Genomic DNA, 18,967 nt, shown 5'->3' with positions numbered 1-18,967 from the left:
CAGGGATGAAACGTGCGGCGGCAGCCGTTTCATCCTTCAGGAAGCTGAATGGAGACCGGATGTCGTTCGAAAGCGATCTGTTGGCGATCCTGCCCCGGCTGCGGCGCTTTGCCGCCAGCCTGTCGCGGGATCGCGCCGATGCGGACGATCTCTGCCAGGCGGCGTTGGAAAAGGCGCTCCGGGCACGCGATCAATGGCAGCCGGGGACGAGACTGGATAGCTGGATGTATCGGATCATGCGCAATCTGTGGATCGACGAGGGCCGCTCCCGGCAGCGCGCCGCCCGCACCTTCGCGCCGGAGGAGGCGGGCGAGCATGTCGGCCATGCGGGCGACCGCGATGTGGAGGCGCATGTCATGCTGTCCGATGTCGACCGCGCGATGCAAAGCCTGCCCGACGAGCAGCGGGAGGCTATCGCGCTCGTGCTGGTGGAGGGGCTGTCCTACCGGGAGGCGGCGGAGGTGCTGGACATTCCAATGGGCACGCTGACCTCGCGGCTGGTGCGCGGGCGCGGCGCTTTGATCGAACTGCTGGGGGAAGCGGCATGACGGACATGGACGAAGCCATGCTGATCGCCTTTGTCGACGGCGAATTGGACGAGGTGAACCGGCGGCGCGTCGAACGTGCCGTGGCGGAAGACCCGGCGCTGGCCGCGCGGCTCGACATGCATGTTCGCCTGCGGGAGCGGTTGGCCGGCCATTATGCGCCCATCGAAGCCGAGCCTGTGCCGGCCGCGATGCGGACCTTGTTGCAGGAGGATGCGAAGGTCGTCCCGTTCGCCCGTCCGGTCCAGGCGCGTCGGCGCGTCTGGGCCATGGGCGGCGCCATCGCCGCGAGCCTGCTGCTGGGGCTTGGCGTCGGGCATTTTTCCGGCGGGAGCGACGGTCCGATTTCAATAGAGCGGGGCACGATGGTCGCACAGGGCGAGTTGGCGTCGGCGCTCGAAACCCAGCTCGCTTCCGCGCAGGAGGAAGCGCCGATCCGCATCGGCCTCAGCTTCCGGCGCAAGGGCGGCGGATGGTGCCGCAGCTTCGAAGGGCAGGCCCTGTCGGGCGTCGCCTGCCGCGAGGGGCAAGGCTGGCAGGTGCAGCAGCTCGTGCCGGGCGCGGGACGGGAAGGGGCCTATCGGCAGGCATCCTCGGGCGATGCGCGTCTTATGGCGACTGTCGATGCCTTGATGGACGGCTCCCCCCTCGATGCCGCGCAGGAGAAGGCGGCGAAGGACAGGCGTTGGCAATAGGATAGCTGAAGGAAGGGTGGTATCGGACACTCGCTTTATCCCTCTCCCTTAAGGGAGAGGGCTGCGCAGACTTGGCAGCTTGCTGCCTAGTCGTAGCTGGGTGAGGGGGGCGCGATCCAGGGGATCGCGCGGGCAGCAGGCCCGCTTTCCCCTTCCCAATCAACCCAGCCCCCTTCGCCCCCAAAGCTTCCTGTCCTTCTTCCTCAAGGGAGGAGGAAGGTCTTAAAAGGGCCAAAGCCGGCCCCAATGGCACAGCAGGAACAGGCTAACGCATCCCCATGGCCGCTTCGCTCAAAACTCGAAATTCAACCGCCCATAATAAAATCCGCCGCTGGTCCCATAGGGCGAATATTGGTTGTAAAGGGAAAAGCCGTTGCCCTGTAGCAAAGTGGGCAGCTTGTCGGGATAGCTGTTGAACAGATTGTTCGCCCCGGCCGTCAGTTTGATGCCCTTGCGCAGTTCCATCCCCAGTTCCAGGTCGAAGATGACCTTGGGATCGATTTCCGCATCCAGGGAAGGCGTGGTCGGATGGACCATCGTCACCTTGCCGTAGCGCGTGGCGCGCAGGTTCAGGCTGGCAGGCCCCTTGGTCCAGAGGATGTTGGCGATGAACTTGTCGCGCGGCGTGCCCTTGGTGAAGTCGCCCTGTTTCGACCGGCCGATCAGCACCAGCTGGGAATTGGCCAGTACCGGCGGCACGGCATCGACATGGGTGAAGACGGTCTTGTTGAAATTGGCCGACAGGCTGAACAGCGCATTGCCCCAGTCGCCCAGGCCCGCCCGCCAGGTGCTGACCACGTCCAGCCCCCGCGTCCGGGTGTCGGCGGCGTTGGAGAAGTAGAAGCCGCCCGCCGAGGATGTGATGCCCGCCGCCGCCAGCACGCTGCGCACGAGCGGGCCCTGCAGGGTTTCGGACAGCAGGATGCGGTCCCTGATCTTGATCTGATAGGCGTCGACCGTGATGTTGAGGCGCGGTGTCGGCGTGAGGACGATGCCGGCCGAAAGGTTTCTGGACTTTTCCGGCTTCAGGGCCGTGGCGCCAAGCGCGACGGCCGCGGCGGAATCGACCGGCAGTGCGGATACGGGCAGCAACACGCCGCCGACATTGATCGTGCTGGCGGAGGAATAATGCTGCTGTTGCAGGGTCGGCGCGCGGAAGCCGGTGCTGGCCGTGCCGCGCAGCGCCAGGCCGCGCACCGGCTCGATCCGCACCGACGCCTTGCCGGTGTCGGTGGTGCCGAAGTCGGAATAATCCTCATGCCGCCCGGCCAGCGCGACCTCGAACCCCTCCACGACCTGCTGTTCCAGGTTCAGATAGGCGCTCCAATTGTCGCGGCTCCATTTCCCGGCGGAGGAGAGGGGGAAACCCGTCACCCCCTGCGACCCGGATGTCCGCAGCACACCGGCATTGGGGCCGGTGGTCGACCGGTATTCGCCGTCGATATAGGAAACGGGGTCGCCCGCACCGATGGCATAGCCGTTCCAGCGATATTCCGCGCCCAGCGCCACCAGCAACGGTTCGGCCAGCCCCAGATCGACCGTCTTCTGAAGGTCGAGATTGGTGGTCCACTCCTTCGACGTGACGGCGCCGATATACATGTCGGTCGGGCTGGCCGGACCGAGCGAGGCGTTGATGACCGAGCTTTCCCGATATTTCACCCAGTTGCGGGAAAAGCTGCTGGACAGATCGTAATGGAATGTGTCGGACAGGTCGCCGCGCAGCCCCGCCGCAGTCTGGAAGTCCTCGTCATAGATGTGGAGATGCGGGCTGTAGCCATTGGGGAACAGTTCGGGGATGTTGTTCGGCGCGTCGGGGAAGCGATAGGTCAGCCAGGCGTCGCTATGCCGGCGCGACGCCGTGCCGAACAGGTAAAGTTCGACCTGATCGCTCACCGGCAGCGACAGGTCATAGGCGAAGTTGATGCCCGACACCTGCGGCTGGCCGCCCCGGTTCACGTCGCGATCGACGGTCGCCTCACGCGGGTCGAGCGCACCCGTGGCCGATGAATAGAGCTGGCCCACCCGCGCGTAGAACTGGCCCGGATTGGGCGCGCTGCGATAGGTGCGGCCCTGAAGGAAGGCGTCCAGCGTGAAATGGACATGGCCACCGTCCCCGACGCCGAAGCCCTTGCTGATCTGGAACCGGCCCTGTTCGCCGCCGCCGTCCGCCGTGGCGCCGCCCAGGAAGGACGCGCTTCCGCTGGCATCGTTCTTCAGCAGGATGTTGACCACGCCTGCGATCGCGTCGGACCCATATTGCGCCGACGCCCCGTCGCGCAGCACCTCGATCCGCTCGATGGCGGAGGAAGGGATAAGGTCCAGGTCGGGCGGCGACTGGCCGTTCTGGGTCGTGCCGTTGATGAACAGGGTCGCCGTATTGTGGCGCCGCTTGCCGTTCACCAGCACCAGCAACTGGTCGCCCGCAAGGCCGCGCAGCGACAGCGTCTTGACGGCGAAGCTGGCGCCCGCGCCGCTGTTCGACACGTTGATCGACGGCACCAGCGTGCCCAGCAGGTCGCGCACCGATTGCTTGCCGCTCGCCTCCAGGTCCCTGGCGCTCAGCACGTCGATGGGCGCCAGGCTTTCCGCGACGGTGCGCGTGGTCTGGCGGGTTCCCGTGACGATGATCGGGGCCGAGGCATCGTCCCCATCGGCGGGCGCCATGGCGACCGGGGCCGCCGACGCCCCCGCCACGCCGACCTGCGCAAGCTGGACCGCCAGCGGACTGCGATGGGCGACGGTGCGGTTGGCCGGCACGGCGAGGGCGATGACGCCGACGCCCGCCTCGCTATGCTTGAGCGCGGTTCCGGCCAGCAGCCGTTCCAGCGCGTCTTCGGTCGACAGCCAGCCCTGCACGCGCCGGCTGCGGATCGATGCGACCTCGTCATAGGGGAAGAGGATGCGCACGCCCGACTGGGTCGAAAGCTGGCGCAGGGCGCTGCTCAGCGGCTGCGGGGCGATGTCGAACTTGTGCCGCTGCGACAGGGTGGCGTCCATTTTCGAGGATGCCATCAGCTCCGTGGGCAAAACAAGGCATGTGGCGAGGGCGAACCCCGCCAGTGCATGGCGAATGCGCATCGATTGTTCCCCTGTTGCAGACGGCTTTTTGCCGTTCCGACATCTTCCAACGAAGAAAAGGTCCCGACCCGCCATCCATTACGGAGCGGCGGACAGGAACGATCGGATGCGACCGATAAAGGATCGGGAAATCAGCGGGAAATGAGATTATCTTATTATAATATTACAAATGGCGCTCAGCCCGGATCAGGCGCTGGTCCGCAGAAACCAGCGCTGGTCCTTTTCCAACCCGATCGCGGTCAATCGGCCGCTGCAGAAAGCGCCGGTGTCGATGCCGATCCTGTTGGGCTGCACATCCACATCCTCGCTGATGTTGTGGCCATGCACGATCATCTTGCCGAAATGTCGCCCATGGTTCAGGAAATCGCCCCTGATCCACCGCAGATCGGCAGGAATCTGGGCATCAAGCGCAACGCGAGGCCGCACCCCCGCATGGACGAAGAGATAGTCGCCAAGCGGCAGCATATCGGCAAAGTCGTCCAGGAAATCGACATGATCGCGGGGGACATGGGCCAGCATCCACCGCGCCATCGCCTCGTCGCTCATAAGCGCGCTGTCCTCCGCCCCCAGGCCGTAGCTGGCCAGCGTCTCCACCCCGCCATATCGGCGGAAGAGGCGCGCCGCCTGCGCCTTTCCGCGGGCGGCTGCGATGAACATCTCCTCATGATTGCCCTTGAGGAAGCGGATGTCGCCGGTCGAGCGCGCCAGGCCCATCGCCCTTTCCACCACCTGCCGCGACTGCGGGCCCCGGTCGACCAGATCGCCCAGCAGGACCAGCAGCCGGGGCAGGGGATCGCGCTCCGCCTCGTCCAGAGCGATCCGGTCCAGCAATTGGGCGAAAAGGTCGTCGCGGCCGTGAATGTCGCCTATGGCATAGACGCGCCTGTCACCACCCACGCTGGGGAGGGACGCATCGTCCCGCGCCTTCCGCCTGCGGAACGGCATCAGCATGGCGGGCTTGCCTCACACATCATGCCGCCACTGTCGCACAGCGTTACAGGCGCGGCAATGTGACGCCCTGCTGCCCCATATATTTGCCCGCGCGGTCGGCATAGCTGGTCTCGCACGGCTCGTTGCCCTTAAGGAACAGGAACTGGCACGCGCCCTCATTGGCGTAGATCTTGGCGGGCAGCGGCGTGGTGTTGGAAAATTCCAGCGTCACATGCCCTTCCCAGCCCGGCTCCAGCGGCGTCACGTTCACGATGATGCCGCAACGCGCATAGGTGGACTTGCCAAGGCAGATCACGAGCACGTCGCGGGGCACGCGGAAATATTCGACCGTCCGCGCCAGCGCGAAGCTGTTGGGCGGGATGATGCAGACGTCGGTCTTGCGGTCGACGAAGCTGTTGGCGGCGAAATCCTTGGGGTCGACCACGGCGCTGTCGACATTGGTGAAGATCTTGAATTCGTCCGCCACCCGCGCGTCATAGCCGTAGGAGGAGAGGCCATAGCTGATGCAGCCGTCGCGCCGCTGGCTTTCCACGAACGGCTCGATCATGCCGCTGGTCCGGGCCTGTTCGCGAATCCACTTATCCGACAATATCGACATGGCTGTTCAGCTCTTTCTGGGGGTGATGCCCAAATCGGCGGGGCCGAAGGCATGGGGCAGGAGTTCGGCGACGCGATGTTCGGCCAGCGCGTCTCCTTCCGGCGCCGCGCAGTAAATGGCAAGCGTGCGCCCGGCCATCTGCTCGGCTTCGTTCATGATCTGGCGGCACCGGCCGCAGGGGGTGACGATGGCGTCTCCCGATACGGAGCCGTCCGGCCCCATGGCGCCGCCCACGACCGCGATCGCCTCCACATCGGCAAGGCGGCCCTGCGCGTTGGCCGCCGCCAGCGCCACCGTTTCGGCGCAGAGCGACAGGCCGTAGCTCGCATTCTCGAAATTGCAGCCGGTCACGATCTGCCCGTCGGTCAGCCGCACCGCCGCGCCCACGGCGAAGCGGCTGTAGGGCGCGTGCGCATGGCGCATCGCCGTCCGCGCCGCTCCGATCAGCTTTTCCGTCGCATTCATCGCGCCATCACATCCCATCGCACCGGTCCGTCGATGCCGTCGATATGCCGCATATCATTGGCTGTCCACATCACCCATTTGCGCTTCTCGCGATCGGGCGCGACGAAATTGCGGTCCAGCCATAAGGTCCGGTTGATCCCCGATGCAATGGCGTATTGCGCATCGAAATCGTCGCTGACGTTGAGCAGGACCGGCGTGCCCGCATGACTCTCGATCAGGTTGATCAGCGTATTCAGTTCCGACAGCACCGCGTCCTGCCCCGGCCGCGCCCGGCAGCCCGGCTCGAACGCCAGCCTGATCACCGGCGGCAGCGCGGCATTGTCCCGCGGAACCATGGTCATGAAGCCTGTCGCCTGTTCCGAAGCCCTGGCGCACAGGCTGAAATCCAGCGCCGCGCCATAGCGCAGCCCCGCCGCCCGCGCGCCTGCCCAGTTCGCCTCGAAGGCCGGATCGCGCAAGCGCCCGCCGCGCGAGGCGCGGATATAGGCGAAATCCGCCCCCTGTGCCGCCAGCGTGCCCCAGTCGATGGAGCCATTGTCCGAGGATACCGACACGCCCTGGGTCGGAAACGCCCCCCGATCCGGCGCCCATTCGCGCGCATAGAGCCATCCGCCCAGGGCCATCAGGCCCAGGACGGCAAGAAACAAGCAAAAACGGGCCATGAAATGGCCGGCACTGATGATACGGATGCCCCTTACCCCTTGATGTGCAGGACGCAGATCAGCGTGAACAGGCGACGGGCCGTATCGAAATCGACCTTGATCTTGCCGTCCAGCCGCTCGATCAGCGTCTCGGCGGCGGCATTGTGGATGCCCCGGCGTGCCATGTCCACCGTTTCGATCTGCTGTGGCGATGCGTTGCTGATCGCCTGGTAATAGCTGTCGCAGATCGCGAAATAGTCCCGGATCGGGCGGCGGAACCGGCCCAGGCTCAGGATGATCGCCTCCAGCGGATCGCCATTTTCCCGACGTATCTCTATGACCAGCCGGCCTTCCTCGACACGCAGGTGCACCTTGTAGGGGCCGGCATAGCCGTCCTCATGGCTGCGCTGCGGCTCGAAATAATTGTCCTCCAGCAGGTCGAAGATGGCGATGCGCCGTTCCTGCTCCACATCGGCATTGCGCCAGAGGATCGTCCGCTCGTCGAGCGTGATATCGATGATGCGCGGATCGGCCATGGACGCTATGGTCAGTGCGGCGACACGCGCCGAAAAGCAAGGGGGACTCTTGTCCACAGCTTTTCCGAATGCTTTCAACGTTCCGCCTTGCAAGGGCGGTTGCTCGGCGCGATGAGGGGACAATGGTCGAACTCGTGCAAATCACCCCCGCCGCAGAAGCCGGCATCACCGAACTCCCCCGCAATGTGGAGGCGGAGGCCGCCCTGCTGGGCGCGCTGATGATCGACAACCGCATTGCCGAGGATGTGCAGCTCAAGCTCAAGCCGGAGCATTTCTTCGAGCCCCTGCACGGCCGCATCTACGAATCCGTGATGAAGCTGGTCGAGCGCGACATGGTCGCCAACCCGGTGACGCTGAAACCGATGCTGGAGCAGGACCCGGCGCTCAAGGAACTGGGCGGCGTCGGCTATCTGGCGCAACTGACGGGCAATGGCGCGGCGCTGCTGGGCGCCCGCGACTTCGCCACGCAGATCTACGACCTTGCCTTGCTGCGACAGCTTGTCCATGTCGGCCGCGAACTCGTTGAAAACGCTCTGGATACCAGCGAGGACGTAAACCCCCGCGAACAGATCGAGCAGGCCGAGGTCGCGCTTTACAAGGTGTCGGAGGGGGAGGGGGAGACCGGGTCGGTCAAGAGCTTCGCCACGGCCACCACCATGGCGGTCCAGATCGCGGAGCGCGCGCTCAACAGCGGCGGGCATGTTTCGGGCATCACCACCGGCATCAACAGCCTGAACGAAAAGATCGGCGGCATGCACAATTCGGACCTCATGATCCTCGCGGGTCGTCCGGGCATGGGCAAGACGTCGCTGGCGACCAACATCGCCTATAATGCCGCCTCGCGCTGGCTGCGCGACAATGCCGACGGCATTCCGCCGGAAAAGAATATGGGCGCGAAGACCGCTTTCTTCAGCCTGGAAATGTCCGCCGACCAGCTCGCCACCCGCGTTCTGGCCGAACAGTCGGGCATCAGCGGCGAAGCGCTGCGCATGGGCAAGATCAGCCGCGCCGATTTCCAGAACCTCTCCCGTGCGGCGCGGGAATTGCAGGAACTGCCGCTGTTCATCGACGACACGCCGGGCCTGACCATCGCCGCGCTGCGCACCCGCGCCCGCCGGCTGAAGCGGCGGCATGACATAGGCTTCGTCGTGGTCGACTATCTCCAACTGCTCCAGGGCACCGGAAAGGGCGACAATCGCGTCAACGAGATTTCGGAAATTTCCCGTGGTCTGAAGACCTTGGCGAAGGAACTTAACTGCCCGGTTCTGGCCTTGTCCCAGCTCAGCCGCGCCGTCGAACAGCGCGAGGACAAGCGGCCCCAGCTATCGGACCTTCGTGAATCGGGCTCCATCGAACAGGACGCGGACATGGTCTGGTTCGTCTTCCGCGAGGATTATTATGTCGCCGCGAAGGAGCCGGGGAACAAGGAAAGCCCCGAACATCTGGAATGGGCGCAGGAAATGGAGCGCATCTACGGCCTGGCCGAGGTGATCGTGGCCAAGCAGCGCCATGGTTCGACCGGGCGCATCCGCATGAAGTTCGACGCGAAGATTACCCGCTTCTCCGACCTGGCGGAGGGCAGCTATCTGGAGGATTACGAATAGAGCCAGAGGGCTTTCACAAGCCGCGGCGTGCTAAAAATATGTGACCGCCGGAAGTTCGGAAAACCGCCATTCGCAGCCTGCCATTGGCTGCATCCCCACACATCCTAGCCCGAAACAAAAGCCTGGAACACCAGCGCCAGCCCCACCAGGCTGACGAGATAGGCAATGGTCCGCACCATGGGAATGCCCATGCCGTACAGCGGCAGGTAAACCGCCCGCGCGCCCAGCCAGAGCCACCCGCCAAGGGCTGTCGTTCCGCTGGTTTTCCCCGCGATCACCACGCCCAGAAGCACGATGATCGCGATCGGATAGGTTTCGAGGAAATTCGCCTGCGCCCGCACCAGCCGCCCGCCGACGGGATCGAGCGGCGGCAATTCCTCATCCCGCGCGCCCATGTTCCATTTGGTGCCATATTGCCGCGTCTTGATATGCGCCGCCGCGAAGATGTGGACCAGCAGCAGCACGCAACTCCACGCCAATATCTTCAGCTCGACGGCCATATCTCGTCCTCCGCTCAGTCTGTCATGACCGCCGACCATATCGCGCCCGCATGGTCCGCGCCATAAGTCTCGATTGCCGCAGGCGGCGGATTGACTGCCGGCGCCCATCATCGGGGCCATAGGCGCTCTCTTCGCAACGGGAGGATCGGAAGAGCGCAATATTCCCACGAGTCGGGATATTCTCGACGCAACCGCCTTTTCGGTCAGAACACCGGCTGGTTGGCCGGATCGTCCGGATCGGCCGCGGGGGAGGGGATCGGCGTCACCGGCGAGTGAATGCCGCACTCGACCTTGTCCCACCCGCGCCAGCGCCCGGCGCGGGGATCTTCCCCCGGCAGCACCTTGGACGTGCACGGTTCGCAACCGATGGACAGATAGCCCTGCGCCTCCAGCGGATGGCGCGGCAGCTTCTCCGCCTCGAACCAGGCCTCCAGATCGTCCTTCGTCCAGTCGCCCAGCGGGTTGATCTTCAGCCGGCCGTCCTCGACCTCGAAACGGGGCAGGTTCTGCCGCGTCACCGACTGGAACGCCTTGCGCCCGGAAATCCACGCATCCAGTCCATCCTTGGCGCGGTTCATCGGCTCGACCTTGCGGATTTCGCAGCAGCCGTCGGGATCGTAGGACCAGCGCAGGCCGGTCTCGTCCTTCGCCGCCAGCACTTCGGCATGGGGCGTGACGGCGCGGCTGTCGGTAAAGCCCAGCGTGCTGATCAGCGTTTCGCGATAATCCAGCGTTTCGCGGAACATCTTGAGCGTGTCGACGAAGATCACCGGCACGGTCCTGTCCGCCTTGGCCACCAGCGACAGCAGCACCGCGCTTTCCGTGCCGAAGGAGGAGACGACGGCGACATTGCCCGCCAGCCCCTCGGCAAAGACGGTCTTGAGCATCGACAGCGTGTCGACGCCCTCGAAGCGCGCGTTGAGCGCATCCGCATCCGCCTGGGTAAAGGCGGGGCGGGCGTCGATTACGTCGAGCTGGCGGGCAGGTTCAGCCATTTACAGTCTCCGGGTGCCGTTTCGCCCAGATGGGGCGGCGGCCGTCGATCGTCTTCTGATAGACGTCGTCATAACGATGGAGCGCGCGCTCCACGGCGGCATCGTCCAGCGCCTTGTCGGGCCGGAAGCTGTCGAAGCCGCAGCGGCGCATCGCGACGATCTGGTCCACCAGCACATCGCCCACGGCGCGCAGTTCGCCCTGATAGCCGGCCTCGCGCAATATCCGCGCCGCCGAATAGCCGCGTCCGTCGCCGAAAGCCGGGAAGTTCACCTCCACCAGCGACAGCCTGTCCAGATGGGGCAGCAACTCGCGGGCATCCTCGCCCGCTTCGATCCGGACGGCGGTCGAATTGGACTGACCGGTGAAGGATTCGACCGTGACCGCCGGTTCCTGGCCGGTTTCGCCTTCGCGGAAGGACAGGAACTCAACCATAGATCGCCTCCTTGAAGGGCTTCATGCCAAGACGGCGATAGGTGTCGAGGAAGCGTTCGCCTTCCTCCCGCTGTTCGAGATAGAGGTTGGTGACCTTCTCGATCGCGTCGACCACGCCGTCCTCCGAAAAGCCGGGGCCGGTGATCTGTCCGACGCTCGCATCCTCCGCGCCCGACCCGCCGAGCGAAAGCTGGAAATTCTCCACGCCCTTCCGGTCCACGCCCAGCACGCCGATATGGCCGGCATGGTGATGGCCGCAGGCATTGATGCAGCCGGAAATCTTGACCTTCAGCTCGCCCAGTTCCTTCTGCCGGTCCGCCGCGGCGAACCGTTCCGACAGCTTCTGCGCCAGCGGGATGGAGCGGGCATTGGCGAGGCTGCAATAATCCAGGCCCGGACAGGCGATGATGTCGGTGATCAGGTCCAGATTGGCCTCGGCAAGGCCAGCCTCGTCCAGCTTCTGCCAGATGGCGTGGAGGTCCGCCATCTTCACATGCGGCAGGACCAGGTTCTGCGCATGGGTGACGCGCAGCTCGTCGAGCGAATATTGTTCGGCCAGCTCCGCAACCAGCGCGATCTGCTCCGCCGAGGCATCGCCCGGAATGCCGCCGCGCGGCTTCAGGCTGATGTTGACGATGGCATAGCCCGGCTGCTTGTGCGCCGCGACCTGACGGTCCACCCAAAGGGCGAAGGCCGGATCGCTGCGGTCGATGCTGTCCTCCAGGCCCGTTTCATAGGCGGGGCCGGCGAAATAGGCGCGGATGCGGTCCAGTTCCTCGGTCGGCGGGTTGAGGCCCAGCGTCCGCATATGGGCGAACTCCTCCTCGACCTGCCGCTTATATTCCTCGACGCCCAGTTCATGGACCAGGATCTTGATCCGCGCCTTGTACTTGTTGTCGCGCCGGCCATAGCGATTATAGACGCGCAGGCACGCCTCCAGATAAGAGACGATCTCATCTTCGGGCACGAAGTCCCTGATAAGCGGCGCAACCATGGGCGTGCGACCCATGCCGCCGCCGGCATAGACTTCCGCGCCTGTCCGGCCGTCGCGCGACACCAGCTTCAGGCCGATGTCGTGCAGGCGCATGGCGGAACGGTCATCCTCGCTCGCGATCACCGCGATCTTGAACTTGCGCGGCAGATAGGTGAATTCGGGATGGAAGGTGGACCATTGGCGCAACAGTTCCGCCCAGGGACGCGGGTCGGCCACTTCGTCCGCCGAAACCCCGGCATATTGGTCGGACGAGATATTGCGGATGCAATTGCCGCTGGTCTGGATGGCATGCATCTCGACCGTCGCCAGTTCGGCAAGGATATCCGGCGCATCGGCCAGCTTGATCCAGTTATATTGCAGGTTCTGGCGTGTGGTGAAGTGACCATAGCCCCTGTCGTATTTCGCCGCGATCTCGCCCAGCTTGCGCATCTGCCGGCCGCTCAGCGTACCATAGGGAATGGCGACGCGCAGCATATAGGCGTGCAACTGGAGATAGAGGCCGTTCATCAGCCGCAGCGGCTTGAACTGGTCCTCCGTCAGTTGTCCGGCCAGGCGGCGCTGGGTCTGGTCGCGAAACTCCTCGACGCGGGCGTCGACGATGGACTGGTCGTAGCTGTCGTAACGATACATGGTTCAGATCACCCAGTTGCCGGCATCGGCGTCATTCGGTTTCAGCGTCAGGTCGGGGCGCACCGTCGGCCCCAGGGCGCGGATGCGGTCCTTGATATGCGCGGGGCGCACGCCTTCTGCGGTCACGGTCGCATCGATCACATAGGCGCCCACGACCCGCAGTGCGGCTTCCTCCGCCCGGGCCAGATCCTCGCCCTTGTCGCCCACGTCGACGGAATCGCCGACCTGCCGCGACCAGCCGTCGCCCGCCCACCAGATCACGTCCCCGGTGCCGAGGTCATTGCCGGTCAAAATCTTCACTTGTCAGTCTCCGCCCCAAATGTCTCCTGCGCGGCCCAGCCGGCCAGCACATCCTGCGCCAGCGCATAGGCCGCAACCTCCCCGACCACAATCAGGGCAGGGCTTTTCACCTTCTCCCGCGCGACCATCTCGCCCAGATCGGCAAGCAGGGTGCGCAGCGTCCGCATATCGGCGCGCGTGCCGTTTTCCAGCACGGCCACGGGAATGGCCGGCGACACGCCGTCGGCCATCAGCTTGTCGGCAATGTCCGTCGCCGTCGCCACGCCCATATAGATGACGAGCGTGCGTCCCGCGCCCGCCAGCCCGGACCAGTCCTGATCGGTCAGCCCCTTGCATTGCCCGGCCACGAAGCTGACCGCGCTTGCCGCATCGCGATGGGTGAGGGGCAGTTGCGCCTGCGCGGCGCAGCCGATGGCGGCGCTGATCCCCGGCACGACCTCCACCGGCACCCCGGCGGCGCCGCAGGCTTCCATTTCTTCGCCGCCACGGCCGAAGATGAAGGGATCGCCGCCCTTCAGCCGCACGACCCTGCGCCCGGCGAGCGCCAGTTCGACCAGCAGGGCATTGATCCCGTCCTGCGGCACCGAATGACGGCTGCGCTGCTTGGCGACAGAGATCAGTTCGGCCTGTGGGGAGGCGAGCGCCAGGATCTCGCCGGAAACCAGCCCGTCATGCACGATCACCTCGGCCTCGCCGATCAGCCGCGCGGCGCGCAGCGTCAGGAGTTCCGGGTCGCCCGGACCGGCGCCGACAAGGGTGACAGTGGCAATGGGAGTTTCAGCCATGTTGGGCAGATGGCGAAAACAGCCCGCGGTTTCAATTCAGAATGCGTTGGCCAGGGCGAAGGAAAATTTGGGGAGGATCGATTTGATCCTGTCGCCCCGTCGCTCTGCTGCCAGACCACCCGGCCGCTCAATCGCCCATCAGGCTGGTATCGACGTCCTTCAGGCCAATGCCGATGGATGCGCGCGGCTGCTCGATCTCCACAGACACGACCGGATAGGCGCAATAATCGGCCGCATAATAGGCGCTGGGCCGATGATTGCCGGAAATGCCCACCCCGCCGAAGGGCGCGGAGGAGGATGCCCCATTGGTCGGCCGGTTCCAGTTGACGATGCCCGCCCGGATATTGGCCCAGAACTGGTTATATTGTTCCGGCGATCCCCCGATCAGCGCGGCGGAAAGGCCATAGCGCGTATTGTTCGCCTCCCGGATCGCGGATGCGAAATCCGGCACCCGGACAACCTGCAACAGGGGGCCGAACAGCTCGACGTCGGGCCGCTCCGCCATGGCGGTCACGTCGATGATCGCCGGCGTCACGAAGGGCAGCCCCTTGGTCGTGCGGACCATGTGCTTGATGGGCTTGCCACCGTTGCTCATCAGATAGAGGAAGCTCTCCGTCAGATGATCCGCCGCCTGATTGTCGATCACCGGCCCCATGAAAGGCGCAGGGTCCGCATGGGGATGGTCGACGATCAGCCGGTCCGCCAGCCTCTTGACCTCTCCGACCAGCGTGTCGGCCAGCTCCTCCCTGACGATCAGCCGGCTCGCGGCCGTGCAGCGCTGCCCGCTCGACAGGAAGGCCGACTGGACGATCAGCGTCGCGGCGCTGGCGATGTCGGCCGTATCCCAGGCGACGATCGGGTTGTTCCCGCCCATTTCCAGCGCCAGTATCTTGCCGGGATTGGCCGCGAACTGCCGGTTGATCGCGATGCCCGTCTGCGCCGACCCGGTGAAGAGAATGCCCCCCACATCGGGATGGGCGGCCAGCGCCTTGCCCTCGTCGGGTCCGCCCAGCACCAGCCGGACGGCATCCTCCGGCACGCCCGCCTCATGGTAGAAACGCACCAGCATCTCGCCCACGGCCGGCGTCTTTTCCGACGGCTTGAAGACGACGGCGTTGCCGGCCAGCAGCGCGGGAACGATATGTCCATTGGGCAGATGCGCCGGGAAATTATACGGCCCCAGCACCGCCATGACGCCATGCGGCTTGTGCCGCACGGACTGACGCGCGCCCATCGCCGCTTCAAGCCGTCTCTGTCCGGTGCGTTCGGAAAAGGCGGCGACGGAAATGTCGACCTTGTTCATCACCGCGGTCACTTCGGTCCGCGCATCCCACAGGGGCTTGCCGGTTTCGCGGGCGATCAGGTCGGCCAGCGCTTCCTCATTGGCGCGCACGACATTGACGAAGCGGCGCAGCGTTTCGATGCGGTAGGCGACAGGCTGGGCGGCCCATTTCGGCCAGGCGGCACAGGCGCGGGCGACCTCCGCCTCCACGTCGCTGGCAGTCCCCTGCCACAAAAGAGCACCAGTGGCGGGTTCGAACGAAGTCAGCGTGGCGGACATGGCACCGATATGGAGGATAATGGGGCGTTAGGGAAGGGGCGGCAAACGGCTCCCTCCTCCCTCGGGGAGGGGGAAGCGGGCGTGGCGAGCGGAACGGCAAGCCGACGTAACGGAAAGCCCGTCCGCCCCGCCAGCGGAGGAGAATTCAGGGCACATCAGGGGCGCCGCCCAATGCGTCGCCCATGCGCCGGATCGCCGCCACCTTCGCATGCAGCGGCGTCCAATCGTCCCGCTCGGCAATCCCGCTCCAGATCGCCTCCACCTCATCGATATGCATGGAGCAGGGCGCCGGATCGGCCCAATAGGCATGATCCTGGGGCCCGCTCGCCTCGAACCCGGAAATGGCCTCGCGAAATCCCGCCCATTCCTCCCCGGCATAAGGCGCGCCGTCGCGGGGATCGCCGCCGCGCCAGTCCTGGAAGAAGCGATCGATCGGCCTTTGCGTCGCGATCATGCCGCGCACCGCCGCTTCGATCATGGTGGAGGCGTCGTCCGTCGGCGCCACCCCCAACCGCCAGCAGAAGCGCCGCGCCATCGCCTCGGCATAGAGCGCCGGAAAGCGCTCCAGCTGCTCGATCAGCGGTTCGGCCTCCACCAGGGGACGCAGCGACACGGCAAGCTGCGCCACGTCCCAGTGGATCGCTTCCGCCTGCCGTCCGAAGGCATAGAGCCCGGCATGGTCGAAATAGGCGGCGGTGAACCCCTCTTCCCAAAGCGGCGTGAACCGCCAGGGCCCATAGTCGAAGCTCTCGCCCGTCACATTGATGTTGTCGCTGTTGAGCACGCCATGGACGAAGCCCGCCACCATATAGCTCGCGGCCAGATCGGCCGTTCGCTCCACGACCCGGCCCAGCAGTTGCGCGGGAGGATTGTCGCCCGGCGCCTCGCCGTAGAGCTTCGTCAGCGCATAGTCGACGAGCCGCTCCAGCAGCGCCTTGTCGTCGAAATAGGCCGCCCGCTGGAAAGACCCGATGCGGATATGCGAGTGGCTGAGCCGCACCATCACCGCCGCGCGGGTGGGGGAGGGTTCGTCGTTGCGCTCCAGCGCCTCGCCCGTCTCGATGATGGAAAAGGTCCTGGAGGTGTTGACGCCCAGCGCCTCGAGCATCTCCGTCGCCAATATCTCCCGCACGCCGCCCTTCAGCGTCAGCCTGCCGTCCCCGAAACGGCTATGGGGCGTCCGGCCGGAACCCTTGGTGCCCAGGTCGAGCAACCGGCCGGCCCCGTCCCGAAGCTGCGCGAACAGGAAACCGCGGCCGTCCCCGATGTCGGGATTGTACACGCGGAACTGATGCCCATGGTAGCGCAGCGCCAGTGGCTGGGGCAGCGATCCCTCCAGCGGCTGGAACCGGCCGAAATGCGCCAGCCATTCCTCATCGCTCAGGTCGCCCAGGCCCACGGCTTTCGCCCAGCGGTCATTGCGGAAACGCAGGATGGTCCGGGGAAAGTCGGCCGCCGCGACGGGATCGGCAAAATCGGGCTGCAGCGCGGCGATTTCGTTCGCGGGGCTGAATTTGGCGGGTTGCAGGGCAGGGCGCATGCGGCGATATGGGGGATGCAGGGTGGAAGGATCAAGCAGCTTGAGCAGCTATAGCGACGGATACTGGTGGTCCCCCGATGGGCTGAGGCTCCATTATCGCGATTATGCTGGCGGCGAAGATGGCCGCCCTCCCTTGCTCTGCCTGCCGGGCCTGACCCGCAACGCCCGCGATTTCGAACCGCTGGCGGCGCGCCTCGCCGGGCCATGGCGCCTCATCTGTCCCGACTTGCGCGGCCGCGCCGAAAGTGCGCAGGCGAAGGACCCGATGACCTATGTCCCGCTCACCTATCTGCAGGACATCAGCCGCCTGCTGGCGGATCTGGCCATCACCCGCTTCGTCGCCATCGGCACGTCGCTGGGCGGCATCATCACCATGCTGATCGCGGCGACCCATCGCGAATGGCTGGCCGGGGCGCTGCTCAACGATGTCGGACCGACGCTGGAGGAGGCGGGCCTGGCGCGCATCCGCACCTATGTCGGCATCGGCCAGTCGCATCCAAGCTGGGTGCACGCCGCCCGCGCGCTGGAGGAATCCAACGGCGACGTCTATCCCGGCTATGGCCTCGACCAATGGCTGGCCATGGCCAAGCGCCTCTACCGCCTCAACAGCGCGGGGCGCGTCGTGCTCGACTATGACATGCGCATAGCGGAGCCGCTGCGGGTCGCGGGCAGCGAGGCGAGCGTGGACATGTGGCCGGTCATGCAGGCCTTTCGCGGAATTCCGACGCTGGTGCTGCGCGGCGAGCGCTCCGACCTGCTCTCCGCGGCCACCGCCGCCCGCATGGTGGAGGACATCGGTCCCGGCGCGGAGTGCGCGGTCATCTCCAATGTCGGTCACGCCCCCGTTCTCGACGAGCCTGAATCCGTCGCCGCCATCGACCGGCTGCTGGCGCGGGTCCTGAATGGCTGAAGCGGCTTGAGCGGCATGGAGCGTTTCGCCGCGGGCCGGCCTCGGCAGATCGACGGGCCGCCCCGGCTGCTGCATGTCCACGGCAGCTTCTCGCTTGGCGGGAAGGAGGCGCGGGCCGTGCGCCTGATGAACCTTTGGGGCGACCGCGCCCGTCACAGCATCGTCAGCGCCGCGCCCCAATTGATGAGCGCGCGGGACGCCATCGACCCCGCCACGCCGGTCGATTTCCCCCAGCCTCCTCCACTCGCCGGCAGGCCGGGCCTCAGGCGTTTCCGGGCGATTGCGGCCTTCCTGTCGGACTACGACCTCATCCTCAGCTATAATTGGGGCGCGATGGATGCGGTGATGGCGCGGCGCATCCATGGCGGTCCGCCGCTGATCCATCATGAGGACGGCTTCAACGCGGATGAGGCGGGCGGCCTCAAGCCGCAGCGCAACCTCTATCGCCGCCTGGCGCTTCAGCGCGCCCATGCGCTGGTCGTCCCGTCCGTCCGGCTCGACGGCATCGCCCGCGAGGTGTGGCGTCAGCCGCCGCGAAAGGTCCACCTGATCCGCAACGGCATAGACACGGCGCGCTATGCCCTGCCGCCTGTGCCGGATGCCATTCCAGCCCTCGACCGCTCGGCCGGCAAGCTGCTGGTGGGGACGGTGGCGGGCCTGCGCCCGGTCAAGAACATCCGCCGCCTCGTCCGGGCCGTCGCGCCGCATCGCGACCGGCTGCAACTTGTGGTGGTGGGGGAGGGGCCGGAACGCGACGCCATAGCGGCGGAAGCCAGGGATCACGGACTGGCCGACATCTGCATGGCCGGATTCCTGCCGGAACCGTGGCGCTTCATGGGCCTGTTCGACATCTTCGCTTTGTCTTCGGACAGCGAGCAGTTCCCGATCTCGCTGGTGGAGGCGATGGCGGCGGGCCTGCCCGTCGCATCGACCGATGTGGGGGACGTCGCTGCCATGGTCGCGCCCGAAAACCGGCCGTTCGTCGTCCCGGACGAAGCAGCCCTGTCCTCGGCGCTGGGCGCGCTGGCCGGCGATCCCGGTCTGCGGCAAAGGCTTGGCGAGGCGAACCGCCAACGCGCCTGCCGCGATTTCACCGAAGCCGCCATGGTGGACGCCTATGCCGGCCTTTACGGTCAGGCACTATCCAGCCCCCATATTTTGCGGTAGGGCGCGCCCAAATATTCGTCATCCGACCGTAAAGCTGCT

At 65.8% G+C, this 18,967-nt stretch carries 19 protein-coding genes; 5 read left to right on the top strand and 14 right to left on the bottom strand.

Annotated features, from left to right (window positions below):
- Positions 1-59: 59 nt before the first annotated feature.
- Positions 60-548, top strand: coding sequence for an RNA polymerase sigma factor (locus EWH10_RS14475; RefSeq protein WP_044663090.1), 489 nt, complete (start codon positions 60-62; stop codon positions 546-548).
- Entirely contained in the window at positions 545-1,240 is a 696-nt protein-coding gene (locus EWH10_RS14470; protein ID WP_044661881.1) for an anti-sigma factor family protein, read from the top strand. The genes EWH10_RS14475 and EWH10_RS14470 overlap by 4 nt, the downstream gene beginning before the upstream one ends.
- A gap of 291 nt (positions 1,241-1,531) precedes the next feature.
- On the opposite strand, the gene EWH10_RS14465 is transcribed toward EWH10_RS14470, so the two are convergent.
- The 6 genes from EWH10_RS14465 to EWH10_RS14440 all read right to left on the bottom strand — a co-directional run bounded on the left by EWH10_RS14465 (position 1,532) and on the right by EWH10_RS14440 (position 7,509).
- The gene (locus tag EWH10_RS14465) at positions 1,532-4,318 is read right to left on the bottom strand and encodes a TonB-dependent receptor plug domain-containing protein (RefSeq protein WP_065847116.1); all 2,787 of its coding nucleotides are present in this window, start codon (positions 4,316-4,318) and stop codon (positions 1,532-1,534) included.
- Positions 4,319-4,504: 186 nt separating this feature from the next.
- Entirely contained in the window at positions 4,505-5,269 is a 765-nt protein-coding gene (locus tag EWH10_RS14460; protein ID WP_044661883.1) for a metallophosphoesterase, read from the bottom strand.
- 43 nt (positions 5,270-5,312) lie between these two features.
- Complete coding sequence (gene dcd / locus EWH10_RS14455; protein ID WP_044661884.1) at positions 5,313-5,867, bottom strand: dCTP deaminase; 555 nt, start codon at positions 5,865-5,867, stop codon at positions 5,313-5,315.
- Between the two features lie 6 nt (positions 5,868-5,873).
- A complete protein-coding gene (locus EWH10_RS14450) occupies positions 5,874-6,332 on the bottom strand; it encodes a cytidine deaminase (protein WP_044661885.1) in 459 nt (152 codons plus the stop codon).
- Positions 6,329-6,994: a glycoside hydrolase family 25 protein gene (locus tag EWH10_RS14445; protein ID WP_044661886.1), complete on the bottom strand. Its 666-nt coding sequence runs from the start codon at positions 6,992-6,994 to the stop codon at positions 6,329-6,331. The genes EWH10_RS14450 and EWH10_RS14445 overlap by 4 nt, the downstream gene beginning before the upstream one ends.
- Positions 6,995-7,026: 32 nt before the next feature.
- Positions 7,027-7,509: a UPF0262 family protein gene (locus tag EWH10_RS14440; RefSeq protein ID WP_025549400.1), complete on the bottom strand. Its 483-nt coding sequence runs from the start codon at positions 7,507-7,509 to the stop codon at positions 7,027-7,029.
- Positions 7,510-7,631: 122 nt separating this feature from the next.
- On the opposite strand from EWH10_RS14440, the gene EWH10_RS14435 reads away from it, so the two are divergent.
- Positions 7,632-9,113 (top strand): replicative DNA helicase, encoded by a 1,482-nt coding sequence (locus tag EWH10_RS14435; RefSeq protein WP_025549399.1) that lies wholly within the window; start codon positions 7,632-7,634, stop codon positions 9,111-9,113.
- Between the two features lie 104 nt (positions 9,114-9,217).
- Here EWH10_RS14435 and EWH10_RS14430 read toward each other — a convergent pair whose 3' ends face one another.
- The 8 genes from EWH10_RS14430 to EWH10_RS14395 form a co-directional block, all read right to left on the bottom strand.
- On the bottom strand, positions 9,218-9,613 hold the full coding sequence (locus EWH10_RS14430; RefSeq protein WP_025549398.1) for an MAPEG family protein: 396 nt from the start codon (positions 9,611-9,613) through the stop codon (positions 9,218-9,220).
- Positions 9,614-9,816: 203 nt separating this feature from the next.
- Positions 9,817-10,608, bottom strand: coding sequence for a phosphoadenylyl-sulfate reductase (locus EWH10_RS14425; RefSeq protein WP_044661887.1), 792 nt, complete (start codon positions 10,606-10,608; stop codon positions 9,817-9,819).
- Entirely contained in the window at positions 10,601-11,041 is a 441-nt protein-coding gene (locus tag EWH10_RS14420; protein ID WP_044661888.1) for a DUF934 domain-containing protein, read from the bottom strand. Before EWH10_RS14420 ends, EWH10_RS14425 begins: the two co-directional genes overlap by 8 nt.
- On the bottom strand, positions 11,034-12,665 hold the full coding sequence (locus tag EWH10_RS14415; RefSeq protein WP_044661889.1) for a nitrite/sulfite reductase: 1,632 nt from the start codon (positions 12,663-12,665) through the stop codon (positions 11,034-11,036). Before EWH10_RS14415 ends, EWH10_RS14420 begins: the two co-directional genes overlap by 8 nt.
- Before the next feature lie 3 nt (positions 12,666-12,668).
- Positions 12,669-12,965 carry a DUF2849 domain-containing protein gene (locus EWH10_RS14410; RefSeq protein WP_044661890.1) on the bottom strand — a complete coding sequence of 99 codons (297 nt, stop codon included), beginning with the start codon at positions 12,963-12,965 and terminating at the stop codon, positions 12,669-12,671.
- Positions 12,962-13,750, bottom strand: a complete 789-nt coding sequence (gene cobA, locus EWH10_RS14405; RefSeq protein WP_065847114.1) for a uroporphyrinogen-III C-methyltransferase — start codon at positions 13,748-13,750, stop codon at positions 12,962-12,964. Before cobA ends, EWH10_RS14410 begins: the two co-directional genes overlap by 4 nt.
- A 127-nt stretch (positions 13,751-13,877) precedes the next feature.
- Positions 13,878-15,311, bottom strand: coding sequence for a succinylglutamate-semialdehyde dehydrogenase (gene astD, locus EWH10_RS14400; RefSeq protein ID WP_044661892.1), 1,434 nt, complete (start codon positions 15,309-15,311; stop codon positions 13,878-13,880).
- Between the two features lie 145 nt (positions 15,312-15,456).
- Complete coding sequence (locus tag EWH10_RS14395; RefSeq protein ID WP_044661893.1) at positions 15,457-16,851, bottom strand: protein adenylyltransferase SelO; 1,395 nt, start codon at positions 16,849-16,851, stop codon at positions 15,457-15,459.
- A 40-nt stretch (positions 16,852-16,891) separates the two neighbouring features.
- Here EWH10_RS14395 and EWH10_RS14390 point away from each other — a divergent pair, with 40 nt between their 5' ends.
- Entirely contained in the window at positions 16,892-17,761 is an 870-nt protein-coding gene (locus EWH10_RS14390; protein ID WP_025549390.1) for an alpha/beta fold hydrolase, read from the top strand.
- Between the two features lie 15 nt (positions 17,762-17,776).
- Complete coding sequence (locus EWH10_RS14385) at positions 17,777-18,928, top strand: glycosyltransferase family 4 protein (protein ID WP_044661894.1); 1,152 nt, start codon at positions 17,777-17,779, stop codon at positions 18,926-18,928.
- Positions 18,929-18,967 lie beyond the last annotated feature (39 nt).

This window comes from Sphingobium fuliginis, from assembly GCF_004152845.1.
GTDB classification, from domain to species: domain Bacteria; phylum Pseudomonadota; class Alphaproteobacteria; order Sphingomonadales; family Sphingomonadaceae; genus Sphingobium; species Sphingobium fuliginis.
This window is presented reverse-complemented; position numbering and strand designations above follow the sequence as displayed.